Annotated in this window: 11 protein-coding genes and 1 tRNA gene; 3 read left to right on the top strand and 9 right to left on the bottom strand. The window is 69.4% G+C overall.

From position 1 onward, the window contains the following. Window positions 1-23: 23 nt before the first annotated feature. From HHX33_RS32885 to HHX33_RS32860, 6 genes are all read right to left on the bottom strand, one after another. Window positions 24-1,220 carry a hypothetical protein gene (locus HHX33_RS32885; RefSeq protein ID WP_182877979.1) on the bottom strand — a complete coding sequence of 399 codons (1,197 nt, stop codon included), beginning with the start codon at window positions 1,218-1,220 and terminating at the stop codon, window positions 24-26. Further along, complete coding sequence (locus HHX33_RS32880; protein ID WP_182877978.1) at window positions 1,217-4,144, bottom strand: DEAD/DEAH box helicase; 2,928 nt, start codon at window positions 4,142-4,144, stop codon at window positions 1,217-1,219. The genes HHX33_RS32885 and HHX33_RS32880 overlap by 4 nt, the downstream gene beginning before the upstream one ends. A gap of 15 nt (window positions 4,145-4,159) precedes the next feature. After that, window positions 4,160-5,131, bottom strand: coding sequence for a hypothetical protein (locus HHX33_RS32875; RefSeq protein ID WP_396786236.1), 972 nt, complete (start codon window positions 5,129-5,131; stop codon window positions 4,160-4,162). Between the two features lie 536 nt (window positions 5,132-5,667). Beyond that, complete coding sequence (locus tag HHX33_RS32870) at window positions 5,668-6,069, bottom strand: DNA-binding protein (protein ID WP_182877976.1); 402 nt, start codon at window positions 6,067-6,069, stop codon at window positions 5,668-5,670. Next, entirely contained in the window at window positions 6,066-6,314 is a 249-nt protein-coding gene (locus tag HHX33_RS32865) for a hypothetical protein (RefSeq protein WP_182877975.1), read from the bottom strand. Before HHX33_RS32865 ends, HHX33_RS32870 begins: the two co-directional genes overlap by 4 nt. A 138-nt stretch (window positions 6,315-6,452) precedes the next feature. Beyond that, window positions 6,453-8,051, bottom strand: a complete 1,599-nt coding sequence (locus tag HHX33_RS32860) for an AAA family ATPase (RefSeq protein WP_220502456.1) — start codon at window positions 8,049-8,051, stop codon at window positions 6,453-6,455. Window positions 8,052-8,544: 493 nt separating this feature from the next. Between HHX33_RS32860 and HHX33_RS32855 the strand changes: the two genes are divergently transcribed. After that, window positions 8,545-9,810 carry a serine hydrolase domain-containing protein gene (locus HHX33_RS32855; protein ID WP_310741623.1) on the top strand — a complete coding sequence of 422 codons (1,266 nt, stop codon included), beginning with the start codon at window positions 8,545-8,547 and terminating at the stop codon, window positions 9,808-9,810. A gap of 127 nt (window positions 9,811-9,937) precedes the next feature. On the opposite strand, the gene HHX33_RS32850 is transcribed toward HHX33_RS32855, so the two are convergent. After that, a tRNA-Ile gene (locus tag HHX33_RS32850) sits at window positions 9,938-10,014 on the bottom strand. Window positions 10,015-10,244: 230 nt separating this feature from the next. Here HHX33_RS32850 and HHX33_RS32845 point away from each other — a divergent pair. Beyond that, window positions 10,245-11,288, top strand: coding sequence for a substrate-binding domain-containing protein (locus HHX33_RS32845; RefSeq protein WP_182877974.1), 1,044 nt, complete (start codon window positions 10,245-10,247; stop codon window positions 11,286-11,288). Window positions 11,289-11,374: 86 nt separating this feature from the next. On the opposite strand, the gene HHX33_RS32840 is transcribed toward HHX33_RS32845, so the two are convergent. Together HHX33_RS32840 and HHX33_RS32835 are read right to left on the bottom strand one after the other, a co-directional pair. Further along, window positions 11,375-11,626, bottom strand: a complete 252-nt coding sequence (locus HHX33_RS32840) for a hypothetical protein (protein ID WP_182877973.1) — start codon at window positions 11,624-11,626, stop codon at window positions 11,375-11,377. 9 nt (window positions 11,627-11,635) lie between these two features. After that, complete coding sequence (locus tag HHX33_RS32835; RefSeq protein WP_182877972.1) at window positions 11,636-11,980, bottom strand: hypothetical protein; 345 nt, start codon at window positions 11,978-11,980, stop codon at window positions 11,636-11,638. 116 nt (window positions 11,981-12,096) lie between these two features. On the opposite strand from HHX33_RS32835, the gene HHX33_RS32830 reads away from it, so the two are divergent. Then, entirely contained in the window at window positions 12,097-13,629 is a 1,533-nt protein-coding gene (locus HHX33_RS32830; RefSeq protein ID WP_182877971.1) for a recombinase family protein, read from the top strand. Window positions 13,630-14,258: the final 629 nt, after the last annotated feature.

Genomic DNA, 14,258 nt, shown 5'->3' with positions numbered 1-14,258 from the left:
GGAGAGGCGGAACGGCGGCCGTTTCACTCTTCGAGGTCGAGGGTGCCGTATCCGGCCCTGCGGGCGTGCCTGCGCAGGTCGTCGAGGGTGACGTCGGCCTCCGGTTCGAGCTGGCGGCAGACGCGGCCGAGGAACGCCGTCACCTCCGGCACCGTACGGCGGGTCGCCGTGGCGTAGGCCAGGGCCCGGGTGAGGACGGCCCTCGTCCGAGTGGGAACGTCGTCGCACCACAGTTGCAGGACGTGGCTGCGCGGTGCCACGTACGCGCCGAGCATCGCCAGGGAGAAGGTGCCCTTCCCGCGCGTCCCGTCCTCGCGGTCGGAGTAGCGGTCGGTGTAGCGGGACGGGGGGAGGACGAGCCGGAAGCTGTGGTGGTCGACCCAGGAGAGCGACTGGGGGGCGATCCCCCGTTCGCGCATCCACTCCGCGAAGTGGTCGCGTGGGTGCTCCGAGTCGGCGCTCTCCATCACGTGAGTGGCCGTCGGCCAGGAGTTGAGGATCTCCTCAAGGTGATCGTCCCGCAGATCGGCGACGCCCGAGTAGACGAGCGTCCTGAGCCGGTGACCGTCGTGGGCCCTGACGGCGTAGCAGGGCAGGAAGGCCCGGCCCACCTCCAGGACTTCGAGGTTGAGCAGTTCGTCGGGCAGGTCGTACTCGCCCCGGTCGTGCCGCCGGGCCAGTTCCTGGACGGCTCCGGGGCGGAAGCCGCACGCCTCCGGGAGGAGGCGGAAGGTCCGCTGGGCGTGGCCGGTGTCCCGGTCGAGGATCCGGACGCCGTGGGCGTAGTGGGCGGTGCGGAGAGGCCCGCACCGTACGCCGTCGAAGTACAGGCGGAGCCGTTCCTGCTTCTCCGTGTAGCGGCGGTCGTCACGGACCGACCGCAGGCCGCGCTCGGTGAGGAAGAGGGCGTCGGCGGTGCCGTACAGATGGCCGATGCCGCCCAGGAAGCGCAGCACCCGGTCGACCGTGTGCTCGGTCAGGCCCAGGAACACGGCGATGTCGGCACGGCGGGTGAACCCGCCCTCGGCGATCGCGAGACCGACGTACCGATCGAGCAGGTCGAACGGGTCGCGTTCCTCGATGGTCGCGGAGAGCTCCGCGGCGTGCAGGGGAAACGCGAGCGCGTGGATCCGTAACGGACGGATCCCGGGCAGGCCGGCGGCGTGCTCCAGCGCGCGGGTCTGGGCGTAGAGGATCGTGTCGGCCGGCGCACTGCTCATGGGTTCTCCCCGAGGCGTCGCATGATCTCGCGGTAGCTCCGCAGATCTCCCGTGGCCCGCACATGGTCGTGCAGCGCCCGCGCCAGGTCACGGAAACCCGGGTCGGTGGCGTTGAGGAGGGTGGAGAGATCCCCGACGAGGATCAGCCGCTGCTTGGCCCGGGAGAAGGCGACGTTGGAGCGGCGCACCTCCCGGAGGAAGCCGACACCGCGGCGCGGGTTGCTGAGAGTGAAGCCGAAGAGGATCGTGTCGTGCTGGCCGCCCTGGAACGAGTCGACGGTCGCCACCCGGCGGGCGACGGCGTCCTCGTCACGGACCTGCCGGGCGAGCAGGGAGGTGACCAGGCCGATCTGGGCCGCGTACGGCAGGATGACCGCCCAGTCGTCGGACCTGGCGTGGTAGTGGGCGGCCAGGAGTGTCAGCAGCCGGGCCTCGCACTCGTTGAGCCGGCTGTCCTTGGGCCAGGGCTCGTCCTCGCGGGGTTTGCGGTCGCCTCGCTGCCGCTGCGGAAGCTCCGCCGTGTCGACGAACGCCACGGGCGCGGCGAACAGGTCGTCGTGGTGAACCCGTCGCACGTCGGTCTCCAGCAGCCCGCCGTAGAAGTGTCCGGAGATGAATCGCGCCAGGCTCTCGGGCATCCGGCGCTGGAAGCGCAGCACCTCTTTGTTCTCCTGGGGCGCGGAGGGGAACAGCAGCTCGAAGGCGCTGTCGGTGACGAGCCGGGCCAGCTCGCGGTCGCCGGGGTGCTCGGCCGCCACCCAGGCGACCAGCCGGTCGTCGGGCAGCGGCGGCAGCTGGACATGATCGCCGACGAGGACGGCCCGGCGCGCCCGGACCAGCGGGACGAGCAGGTCCGCCGTGCTGATCTGGCCGGCCTCGTCGACGATGGCCAGGTCGAAGTCGACGCCGTCGAGATGCCCGCTCGTCGCGGTGCCGATGCAGGTGGCTCCGATCACATCGGCGTATCTGACGAGCTCGCCGTACAGCTGATCGGTCCGCCGTTCGAGCTTCCCCCTCCAGGAGGTCAGCAGGTCCAGCCGTCTGCGCATCAGGCCGAGCGCGGCGCCGGCGGCGGGCAGGAAGGCGGCCAGCCTCGCGGGGTCGGGGGCGATCTCGGGATGCTCGCCGTCGAGCAACTCCCGTAAGGACGTGGCGACGCGCGCGGCCCGCTCGGCCCGCGACCGCTGTTCGGCCAGATCGCGCTCGTGCGCCTGGCGCGCGGCCACCAGGTCGGGATGCGTGGCACGGACGTGATCGAGTTCGGCGGCGACCCGCGCCAGGTCCCGCGCGATCGCGTCGAGCGTCCGGCGGATGCCCTCGGCCTCGGCGCTCGCCCTGGACCGGCTCGCCTGGAGCCGGGTGAGCCGGCGCCGGAAGAACAGGCCGACCAGCGGAAGCTCGGCGGCTCGCCGGGCGCGGGCCAGTGCCCGGTCGAGCCGCTGGAGGTCGTGGACGCGTTCGGTGAGCAGCTCCCCGTGGCGGCTCCCCGCGTCGTCCAGGGACGCCGCCCGCCGTTTGAGGTCGGCGGCCACGACGTCCTCGCGCTCGGCGGCGGCCGCGGCGCTGCGCCGGACCTGGGCTCCGGCGTCGTCGAGACGCCGCATGTCCTCGGTCAGCTGCCGGAACAGCGCGTCCGCCGGGCCGTCCGGCGCCGCGGCGCCGTAACGGGCGAGAAGGGGCTCGGTACGGCCGGCGATGAGCCGCTGCAGTTCGACCGCCCGCGCCTCGAGTGTCAGGTGCTCGCAGCCGGGGGTGATGCCGTCCTCCCTCCCGACCCGCAGCACCAGCAGGTTCTCCGGCAGGTCCTTGAGCACGTTGTCGACCGCGCGGTTGGTGAAGGAGGAGACGAGGACCTTGCGGTGCTCCTCCACGCAGGCCAGGACGACCTGCCGGATGGTGTGCGTCTTGCCGGTGCCGGGGGGTCCCTGGATGAGCGCCAGGTCGGGAACGGCCAGCGCTTTGCGGAAGGCGCTGAGCTGGCTGGCGTCCAGGGGTTCACGGGGACGGCTCCGGAGCGCGGGGGCGAAGGTCTGGAACCTGCGGTCGACCAGCGCCGTCAGCAGCAGCGGGTTGCGGGCGCGGCCCTCCCGCAGGATCTCGATGGCCTCGCGTTCCTTGTCGTAGGTGATGAGGTTCGGCGTCTCGGCGAACGCGCCGCTCTCGGGGATCCGGGCGAAGTCCACCGGCCGTTCGAACCGCACCGTCGCCACCGCCTCGTCGATCCGTTCGATCCGGCCGCGCAGGTCGGGCTCGCCGTCGATGTGGACGCGGGTGCCCGCCGTCAGCCGGTTGGAGTCGATGAGCTGGAAGGAGTGCACCGACCGGGCGGAGCGGCGGGTCGCGGCCACCGGGGTGACCCGCCGGTACGGGACGAGACGGCGGGCGTCCCCGGACGACGCCTCGATACGCCGTCCCTGGTCCACCAGCGTGGTGAGGCGGTCGAGGTAGGCGGCGTGGGCGGGCGGGAGCGTGGGCCCTCCCCCCGGCGGCACGCCGACGCCGGCGCTCCAGGCGCTCTGGATCATCGGCCAGCCGGAGGAATGACGCAGGTCGTGCGGGCTGTCGAAGACCCGCCAGCGCCCGGCGCGCAGCAGCAAAGCGCCCCGGACGATCTGGTCATGGTCGTCGAAGTGCATCGGATGGATGCCGCCGACCCAGTAGCCGCGCAGGTCCCGGGTGGGGAAGAGCATGAGGGCGTACCGGCCGTCGACATAGATCTTGAGGAAGTCGCCACGGTCTCCCCGGCCGCGCTGCAGGCGGGCGGGGACCGGATTCTGCGGCCCGGCCGCCCACAGGTCCCGGCTGATCCCTTCCATGCCCGGCAGGAGGGGGTGGCGTTCGCGCTGTTTGACCAGCGTCCCGGGGAACTTCTGCGACCAGACCAGACCGGCCTCGGCACCGAGGTCGACGATCCTTCCCTCCACCGTCTGCTCCTTCGTTCAGATGCGGAGACCTTCGCCGAGCTCCAGGATGTGGCCGCGTCCGGCCGGGTCGGGGGACAGCGCCCGATCGAGAGCGTGGGCGAAGCGCTCCGGCACGGCGGGGTTCAGGACCGCGGCCGAGACGAGCGGTATGGACGGACGCCCGGTCACGACGACGTGGATCAGCTCGGCCAGCCGGCGGACGTCCTCGGCGGGCTCGGCGGGCTCCGCGGCCTGATCGGGGCGCAGGAACGCATGGCCGGCGTCGCGCAGGAACAGCGACCCCGCCCGGTCGGTCATGATCGAATCGGGGCTGACGGCGCCGTGGGCGAGCCCCCTGCCGTGCAGGGAGGCCAGCCCTTCACAGAGCCCGGCGACTCCGCTGCCCAGGACGCGTACGGTCTCGGCCTCCCGGCCCCGGCCGTCGTAGAAACCGGCGAGGGTGGTGAACGACGGAACCGCGGTGACCAGCACCGCCGTCTCCGGCGTCACGGACGCGGCGACCCGCGGCGGCAGGCCGGGGAGCGCTTCGGCGAGCAGGCCGGCCTCGCCGGCCAGAGCGGCGCGCCATTCCAGGGCCGCGGGACCGGGCGACCTGGCGGCGATCCTGCGGATCCAGACGTGACCGCCCTCCGGCGTGAGCGCGAACGCCCGGGACGCGATCGCCGTGCCGTCCGCTGACCTCTCCTCCTCGGGATCTCCCGCGACGTGGTAGGCGACGCCCTCGATCTCGACGGTGCCGCCGATGCCGGCCGGCTCTCCGCCGGGTGGTCGCCGCGGCTCCGGCCGGGTTCGCTCGACGACCACCCACCCCTCATGCTCGGCCTTGATGGCGCGCAGACAGGGCTCCGGCCACAGACCCGGCTCCTTGTCGATGGTTCGATGGCAGCTCGGGCACAGCAGCATGAGATTGTCGAAGCCGTCGACCTCGGCCGGCCTGGCCGCCTCCCGGCGAGGCCCGTCGGGGGAGTGCGGCGCGATGTGGCCCATCTCGCCGATGTGACGGGTGCCGCCTTCGATGTCCAGAGGCCTGCGGCATATGGTGCATTTCCTGTCGGTCGCGTCGAAGAGCGCGCGCCGAGTTTCATCGGGAATGCGCCTGCGCTGAGCTTGCGCCACCCGAAGATAGTAGCGATCCGAACTCATCCGGATCAGAGCGTTCCACGAAACGGGAGCGATTCAGTCGTACGCGACCGGCCTCGACAAGTGGGTCTTACTCGGGCAGGTCGAGGCCATAAGCCTTCAGCGCCTTCCGAGCTCGACGGAGACATTCTTCCGCGGAGCCTGCGTCGGCCCGAACAACCCATCTCTCCTCGTTCTGGCCTCCGCCACTGGCGTGGAAGGTCCACGACCGGCCTTCTCCGCGCTCAGCATCGACCCTGAGTAGCGCGTTGACGTCGTGTTCCAGGAGCCATTCGAGCATCGCGACCGCGTCCACTCAGGCAGGATACGGTTCTGGCGCCACATCGTAACTCCGGCGAGTGGCGGGGCACGCTGACCCATACGGCCCGCTTGCCGCAACGTGTTCAGATGCCGATGAGCCGGACGCGACCGCCGCACAACCGGGCCATGTCGTCGATATCGGAGGTCAGCATTGTCACCGGGCCCGGCTGACGCAACGCCATCTCGGCGATCGTCGCGTCGATCGCGTACTTGTGGCCGTGCAGGCCCGTGGCCTTGAGCAGTTCAGCGGACCTCTTCGCCGCGCTCTCCGTCACCGGCTCGACCTTCACCCGGGAGAGCACCCAGTGCAGCCGCGGCATGTCCACTCGTGCGTGGCTGACTTCGACAATGGTGTTAACGCCGATGACGAAATCGGCACCCATGGAATGGAACACCTGGAAAATTGCGAGGATCTTGCGATCCTGCGCGATCCAGGCGGAGAGCCCTTGAGAGTCGAGGACGACGGTTTCGACGTGAGCAATCACGCTGCGCTCGCCGAACCGCCGGAATCCGCCGTCCCGAAGATACTGGCGCGGGCCTGGGCCAGTTCCTCTTCGGTGAACTCCCCGTGCTCCTCCTGGTGACGCAGCAAGTCAGCACCTAGGAGTTGGTGCCGCAGCTGGCGTGCCACCGCTTCGGCGACATAACCGGAGACATTGTCGGTGATCTTCCTGAGTTCGGCGACCTGCTCGTTCGGCAACGTCACCGTGATGCGCGTCGTATCGGCCATAAGGTAATCATACTGCGGTATGCGCACCCGGCGGGAGTCGGACTCGAGGCCGGGACCTCTGGAGGGCGGGGCCGGTGTTCGCCCGGGGCGCGCGGCCGGCTGTAGCGGGCGCGGCCCCGCAGACTTTGATCATCCCCGTCACACGCGCAGGACGGTGACCTGGCGGCCGGAGGGGGTGGTCGTCCGCTCGAAGCCGCCGCGTTCCTTCCAGGGCGGGGCCTCGGGGCGGCGGTCGAAGATCACCAGGACGCCGGTGGAGAGAGTGAGCCGGTCCAGATAACGGTCGAGCTGGGCGAGGCCGTCGGACGTCGGGTCGTTCTCGCCTGCTCGCCTGACTTTGAGTTCCATGGCCTCCCGCTGCATGTGCCGCTCGCCTTCGGGGCCGGTGTAGGGCCAGCGGATGAGCACGTCCAGTCGTTTGGTGCCGGCGGCGTACTCCCGGTCGAGGTGGCCGCCGCCGTTGACCAGGCGGTGCAGGAAGGCCATGAGGATGATCTGGCAGGCGGCCTCGTGGTAGCCCTCCTGCCGGACGAGGACCTCCCCGTGCTCGCGCCAGAAGACGACGAACTCCTCCAGCAGGCGCGGCAGGTCGAATCTGCCGTCCGGCAGTACGAAGCTGTGCGGATCGGCCATCACGTACTGCTCCGACGGGTCGCCCAGCACCCGCAGGATGACCTCCCGATAGATCGGGTTCGCCACTTCCAGTGGGGGTTTCTGCCTGATCAGGCCCAGGTCGCGGACGTAGGAAAGGTCGTCGGAAAAGCTGGGCTCGACATGGGGGAAGACCCCGGCCACGACCGGCTCCAGCACCCGCTTGACCCGCGGCTCGTGCAGCCGGGCCACCAGAGAGTCCAGATGGGTGGCGCGCGCCCGGATCAACCGCTCCTTGGCCTCCTCCACCTGACCGGCGTTAATGGCATCGGCCACCCCCATCCGTACGGTGATCTCATAGGCGAGGGCGTTGACCAGCCACGGCTGTCCCTGTGTCAGCTCGAAGACCCGGTCCACCGCGTCCTTGGCGAACTCCTGGCCGGTCGCCTGCGTGTGCCGGCCGTAGAGTTCGGCGATCTGGTCGGCGCTGAAGTCGTCCAGGCGCAGCGACTCGGTGACGATGTTGAACGGGCTGGCAGGGTTCGACCGTCCGGGTACGCCGCCCGAGGCGACCTTGTAGTCACGCACGTCGCGCAGCCCGCACAGCACCACGGACGCGGGGAACGGACGGCCTCCCGGCCGTGCGTTGTGGCCTTCGCGGAGCTGGCTGAGGATGCTGACCATGCTGTTGCCCTGCAGGGCGTCGATCTCGTCGAGGAACAGCACCACCCGGCGCGGGCAGCGGCGGCACCACTCGGTCAGCGCCGAACCGAATCGGGTGCCCGCCGGAGCTTGGGGCCAGGTGTCCGGCGGCAGCAGCTCCTCCGGCCATGCCGCCCACTCGGCGGCCTGGCGGAGGGACTTCAGCAGGATCTCTTCCGCGGCGGCATAGTCGTCTCCGGCTGACTTGGCGCGCTCGCAGGAGAACATCAGGGCGGCGATGTCGCCCTCGGCGTTCAGCTCGGAAGCCAGGGCATTCAGCGTGGTCGTCTTGCCGGTCTGCCGGGGCGCGTGCAGCACGAAGTAGCGATCCATCTCGATGAGCACGCGCGCCTGCGGGAGCCGCGGCGTAGGGGGCAGCATGTAGTGACGCCGCGGGTCGCACGGGCCCGTGGTGTTGAAGTACTTCGCCGAGGGTGGCCGCATGGTCACATTCTGCCACTGATCTCGTCCGGTGTGCGGGCCGATGCCGGACGTGATTGTCGCCCGGACTCCCGCTCACGCTCAGGTGATCACCACGGAGTCGAGGCACCCGGCCGGAGGATGGCCGGGTGCTCGGTCTGTTGATCGGTGTTGCCGCGTACGCGTGATGTCGGACCGCAAGGCGGCTGCGATGAGCCATCCGGCGACGATGACGATCAGACCGATGCCGAGTCTTGGTACGGCGGCGCTCACACACTGCTCGTGCCACGCGGCCGTGAAGGCACCGCCGGCCGCTTCTTCCATCGAGCCCGGGCGCCGGGGAACGAGTGACCGCTACTCCCCAGGATGTAGCCGGGCGCGGCCTGCTTCCCCGGTGCCAGGCTGAGATGTCTTCCTGGGCAGGACGACCGCTGACCGGCCCGAAGGCCACGATGTCCGGCATGTACGCGAGGGGACAGTCCCCGTCGCGCCCAGGGATCACGAAAGGACGACTGGCGTGAAGATCGGACTGATGGCATTGGCAAGCGTGGCCATGCTGGGTGTCGGCACGGGCACGGTGACGGCGGTGCCCGCGACCAGCGAGACGGCAGTCGTGCGGGCCGACGCGACCGGCTCGGTGACAGGCGTCGATCCCGCGAGGCTGAAGTCCGCCCTGGACGATGTCCACCGCGCGGGGATGCCCGGTGTGTTCGCCGAGGTGCGCTCTGACGGCCAGGTCTGGCGTGGTGCCTCCGGGGTGGCCGATCTGGAGACCGGCCGTCCCGTGACGCCGGGCATGCTGCAACGCGTCGGCAGCCTCGCCAAGACCTTCGTCGCGGCCGCGGTCCTGCAGCAGGTCGAGAAGGGGCGAGTCGGGCTCGACGCGCCGATCGGCCGCTACCTGCCGCACCTGGTGCCGGGCGAACGCGGCGAGAAGATCACTGTTCGGATGCTGCTCAACCACACCAGCGGCATAGCCGAATACCTCGGCTATGCGTTTCCGTCCCTCCAGGGGTTTCCTTCTCTGCCGGACATGTCGCCCAAGAGCCTGGACGACAACCGGTTCAAGCGGTTCACTCCGGCTGAGCTGATCGGGATGGGGCTCAGGGCCCCCGCCGTCGGCGAGCCCGGAGGCTCGCCGGGGGTGTACGCCAACACCAATTACCTGATCCTCGGCGAGCTCCTGGAGAAGGTGACCGGTACCACCGCCGAGACGTACATCACCCAGAATGTCATCAGACGCGCCGGGTTGCGGCACACCGTGTTTCCGGTCGGGCCGCGGGTTGATGGACCGCATCCACGGATGTACGAGGCGTTCTTCGGCTTGATCGACCCGCCGCGCGACTACAGCGTCTACGACATGTCCTGGACAGGGATAGGGGCCTCGCTGGTGTCGACGATGGAGGATCTCAACCGCTTCTACGGCAAGCTGTTCGACGGCAAGATCGTCAAGCCGTCATCGCTGGCCCAGATGCGGCGTACCGGCCCTGTCATCAGCCAGTCCGGGCAGATGATCTCCTACGGCCTCGGCCTGCACGAGCTCCAGATCCCGGGTTGCGGCACCTTCTGGGGCAACGACGGGACGGTCTGGGGCGCCGAGACGCAGTCGTGGATCCGCGCGGACGGCAAGCGCCAGATCTCCGTCGCGATGAACCTCGCGAGGTGGAACACGATCGACTCTTCGGGTCGGCCGCAGCGCCATCCCATCGATGACGCGCTGACGGCCTTCAAGCGGCAAGCACTGTGCGGCGACGAAGACGCCCCAGCTGAGAACGCCTCGTAAGAGGTGAGGCCGCTCATCCTCCGGCAGCTCTGGACGGCCGAGCCGGACATGTGAGCGAGGCGGCATGTACGGACAGGCGAGACCATCGGAGCATGCGCAGGTCGGACCGCTGATCGCTGGCCGTACGTGGTAGGGCGGGTGGGACTTGAACCCACGACCCACGGATTATGAGTCCGATGCTCTGACCGGCTGAGCTACCGCCCCGCAATGGTGGAGTCTCTCACAACTTAGGGCGGGAGGGGATGCGGGCGCGGAGGGGAGCGGCGCCCTTCGGCCCACGGCGTAATCCCCGCCTCCGCTGATCGTCCGCTGGTGCTGCTGGGTGGTCTGGGAGTTGTGGGGCCATTGTCCGGGTATGTGATGCGAGAGGTGGTCAGGCTCCACACACGACGGCTCTGCGAAACGTGGCTCCGCAACGGATCGGGGGTGTCCCGGTGGGGAGACGGCTGGCGGGCGTCTGCGTGCTTCTCCTGGCGTCGGTCTCGGCGTGCGGACAGCGAGGGGAGGAGCGGGAAGCGGGCCTCGGCGCCATCGGGACCATCCGCGAGGGCTTCACCGTCGGCCTGTTGCTTCCGCGCGAGGGCCCCGAGCGCGCCCTGTTCACCCGCGCCTTGACGGCTCGCTGCCCGCGCTGCCGGGTCGAGTACGCGAACGCCGCCGGTGACCGGGCCCGGCAGGGACGGCAGATCGGGCGGATGCTGGCGGACGGCGTCCGGGTGCTGATCCTCGGCGCCGTGGACCCCGGCTCCGCCGCCCCCTGGGTGGCGCGGGCGAAGCTGGCCGGGGCGAAGGTCGTCGCGTACGACCGGCTCGCCGACGGGCCGGTGGACGCGTACGTCTCGACCGACCCGGCGCGGGCCGGCCGGATGCAGGCCCTGGCCCTGCTCGGCGCGATGAAGCGCCCCGGGCCCGTCCTGCTCCTCAACGGACCGCCGGGCGATCCGTACGCGGCGGCCGTGAAGCGCAGCCTGCACGCGGTGCTGGACGGCCGAGTGACGATCGCATGGGAACGGGACCTGGCCCGGCCCGGCGACGCGGCGCGCGAGGTGGCGGCGGCCCTCGCGGCGCTCGGCGGGCCCGCGAAGGTGGCCGGCGTCTGCTGCCCGGGCGACGCGAGCGAGACGGTCGTGGCCGCGCTGGCGCGAGCGGGCGCGGCCGGGGTCCCGCTGGTCGGGCAGGGCGGGACGGGCGTCCCGCGGCGGGCGCAGACGCAAGCCTCGACCGCGACCGTGCGCTCCGACGTCGCCGCCGAGGCCGCCGCCGCGGCGAGACTCGCCGTCGAGGTCGCGGGCGGCAGAATTGTGTACGGCACGGCCACCGTGTCCAACGGCACCACGGCCTCGATCCCGGCCGTGCTGGTGCCTCCCGTCGTCGTCACGAAGGACTCCGCGCCCGGACCCCGGAACGCCACCGGTCCCGAAGCCGCCGGTCCCGCCGTTCCCGAAGGCGCGGCCGGAGCGGTGGTCCGTCCGCGCTGACCGCGTCATCGCATATGCGTCATCGGAAACGACGAGGGCCGCGGTCGGGACGACCGCGGCCCTCGTGTCCCGGGAGGGGATCGGCCTCACTCCTCGTCGACGGAGGAGGCGTCGGACGGCGCGGGGGCGTCGGACGGGCGCAGGCGCTCCCACAGCAGGAAGGCGCCGCCGACCACGAGCATGGCGATGCCCGTCCACAGGTTGATGCGGATGCCCTCCGCCTTCTGGATCTCCTGGGCGCCGTCGAACAGGCCGGTGACCGTGAGGATCAGTCCGTACAGCAGGAACAGACCACCGATCACGCGGCGGATGTCGAAGAGCCGTTGCGGGGCGGCCATGGGAACCTCCTACAGGAAGGGCAGGTAGAACGCCGCGGCGAGGACGACCGCCCCGGCGCCGAGGATCACGGGGGAGCGGTACCAGGCGGCGTCTCCCGCCAGCGCGTCGTCCGAGACGGACGCGTCGCTCAGGCCGTAGACGAGCCCGCGCAGCTCGCTCTGCGGCTTGGGGGTGGTGACGAGCGTGACCACGACCGAGACGACCGCGTCGACCACGAAGGCGATGCCCGCGCCCCAGAAGCTCGCGTTGAGTTCGGTGCCGAAGTCGAGCACGCCCACCTTGTAGAGGATGTACGACGCGAAGGCGCAGACGGTGCCGCTCAGCAGTCCCCAGAAACCCGCCCACGCGGTCATCCGCCGCCAGAACAGGCCGATGATGAACGTCGCGAACAGCGGGGCGTTGAAGAACGAGAACAGCGACTGCAGGTAGTACTGTCCTAAAGGACGTTCTTCTTCCCCCAGGAGATCACATGCTCAGGCTCGCGGATGCGATCCCCGTCGTGTCTTATGCGCGCATTTCGGCCGACACGAAGAGAGACGAGCACGGCGTACGGGACCAGCACAAGGTCAACCGGGAGACGGCTGCCCGGCACGGCTGGGCCGTCGTGCATGAGTTCACGGACAACGACAAGTCTGCTGCCAAAGCCGATGTCGTGCGTGACGATTTCGAGGCCCTGTTGAAGGCGCTCCGCGCGGGCAAGCTCGATGACGGCAGGTCGGTTCGCGGGGTGGTGGTCGTGGCCGATGACCGGCTGACTCGTCGCCCTGGTGACTACGAGCGCTTCGTAGAGGCGTTCACCTACAACGACGGGTTCGTGTTCGCGGACGCCAAGCAGACCAAGAACCTCTACAGCGAAGACGTCGAGAGCATGGGCCTGTTCGGCGCGGTCATCTCCAAGATGGAGGTGCGGAAGATGCAACGCCGCGTACGGCGGGCGCATCGCCGGAGGGCTGAGGAGGGTATCCCGGTGGGCGGGCCTCGGCCGTTCGGCTGGCAGGCCGACCGCGTATCCCTCGATCCGGTTGAGGCTCCGCTACTTCAGCAGGCAGCGCGAGACTTCATCGCGGGGCGCTCGCTGCGCTCCATCGTCAACGAGTGGGCGCGCAAAGGTGTGCGGACTCCACGCGGGGGAGAGTGGCAGACGCGGGTTCTCAAGGGCACTCTCGCGAACCCTCGGCTGTGCGGGTGGCGCAAACTCGGTGACGAACTTGTCAGAGACGCGAACGGTGACCCTGTCGTCGGCAAGTGGGAAGCCATCCTCACGCCCGACGAGTGGGTCAGTGTGCAAGCGATCTTCGCCACGCGCAAAGGTCGCAGCGTCAGCAAGGACGGCACGGCCGGTGAAGTGCTGGCTCCCGACTATCGGGAACATCGCTACCTGCTCACCGGAATTCTTCGGTGCGGGCGTCCGACCGAAAACGGCGGAATCTGCAACACGAAACTACGGGTCGCGCAACGCCCGGAACTCGGTCACCACGTCTACCTCTGCCCGGCTCGTAGCGCGGGCGGGTGCGGTGGCCTGTCACGGCGCGGGGATCTCGTTGACCTGTACGTCTCCGAAATGGTGCTGGCGAAGCTCGAAGAGGCGCAGATGCGCAAGCGCGTTCCTTCGGCCGAGTGGCCTCGCCGAGCGGAACTCGAAGAGGCGCAAGCCGCTCTCGACGAGCATATAGCGGCGTTCATGGCGAAGCCCAAGAGGATATCGGCCGAACTGTTCTATCGACTGCTTCCCGATCTCGAAAGAGACGTGGCTGAATTGCGTGCCGAGAAGAACAAGCATGAGGGTGCCGCGAAAGTCGAGCGGGCCCGATCGGAGATCGACGTGGACGACCTCCGCAAGCGCTGGTATCTGCCGGAAGAGGACGGCGGCCTTCCTCTGTCGCGCAAGCGTATGTACGTCCGGGAAGCCCTGGTGGCGGTGATCGTCCATCCGAGTGGCAGGACAGGCCGCGCACCCTTCAATCCCGATCTCCTCGAACCGGTCGGGCGTGAGGACGTCTGAGACGTCCTAGGGATACGTGAGAGCCGTTCCCCTTACTTTGGGGTGACGGCTCTCTAACTTCTGACCCGGGATTCGCGGACTTCTACGGACGCCTACGGACGCCCCTGGACGCCTACGGACGCTGACGGAACGTCCTCGTTCGGGAACCTTGAGCTGGCTTTGTCCGTTCTCAGCCTGGTAGATCTAGAGGTGTTCACAAGCCACCGACCACGAACGACAGGACAGCGAGAAACCGGCACGCGACACGTACAGGCGCGAATCAAACACCGGGCACATAAACCAAAAAATTCATGGTTGCTGTTCCGCTGGAGGGACCCGGCCCAGCGGTAGGCCAGAAAATGGACACGCCAACCGGTCTATAAAAAGTCGCGCATAAAAACAAACACTCCAAATAATCTCTCGCTGAAGGCACCATCACCGCATCATGTCGGGTTTCGGCATGCTCGGCGCTGGTGCTTTCGCCTTCTCGTGCCCGGTGGCTCCCTTCGGCGAAAGGAGCCCTCTGAACCGCGCCGAGTTTCGTGGAGGCCGGGTTAGCTGGCTGGGGTGAGGATAGCCGGGTCGGTTTGTGTTTGGTAGTGGGTCTCGAATTCGGCTGGTGGGAGGTCGTTGCAGGCGCTGTGGAGGCG

It is taken from the genome of Microbispora sp. H10670 (assembly GCF_014161385.1).
GTDB classification, from domain to species: domain Bacteria; phylum Actinomycetota; class Actinomycetes; order Streptosporangiales; family Streptosporangiaceae; genus Microbispora; species Microbispora triticiradicis.
This window is presented reverse-complemented; position numbering and strand designations above follow the sequence as displayed.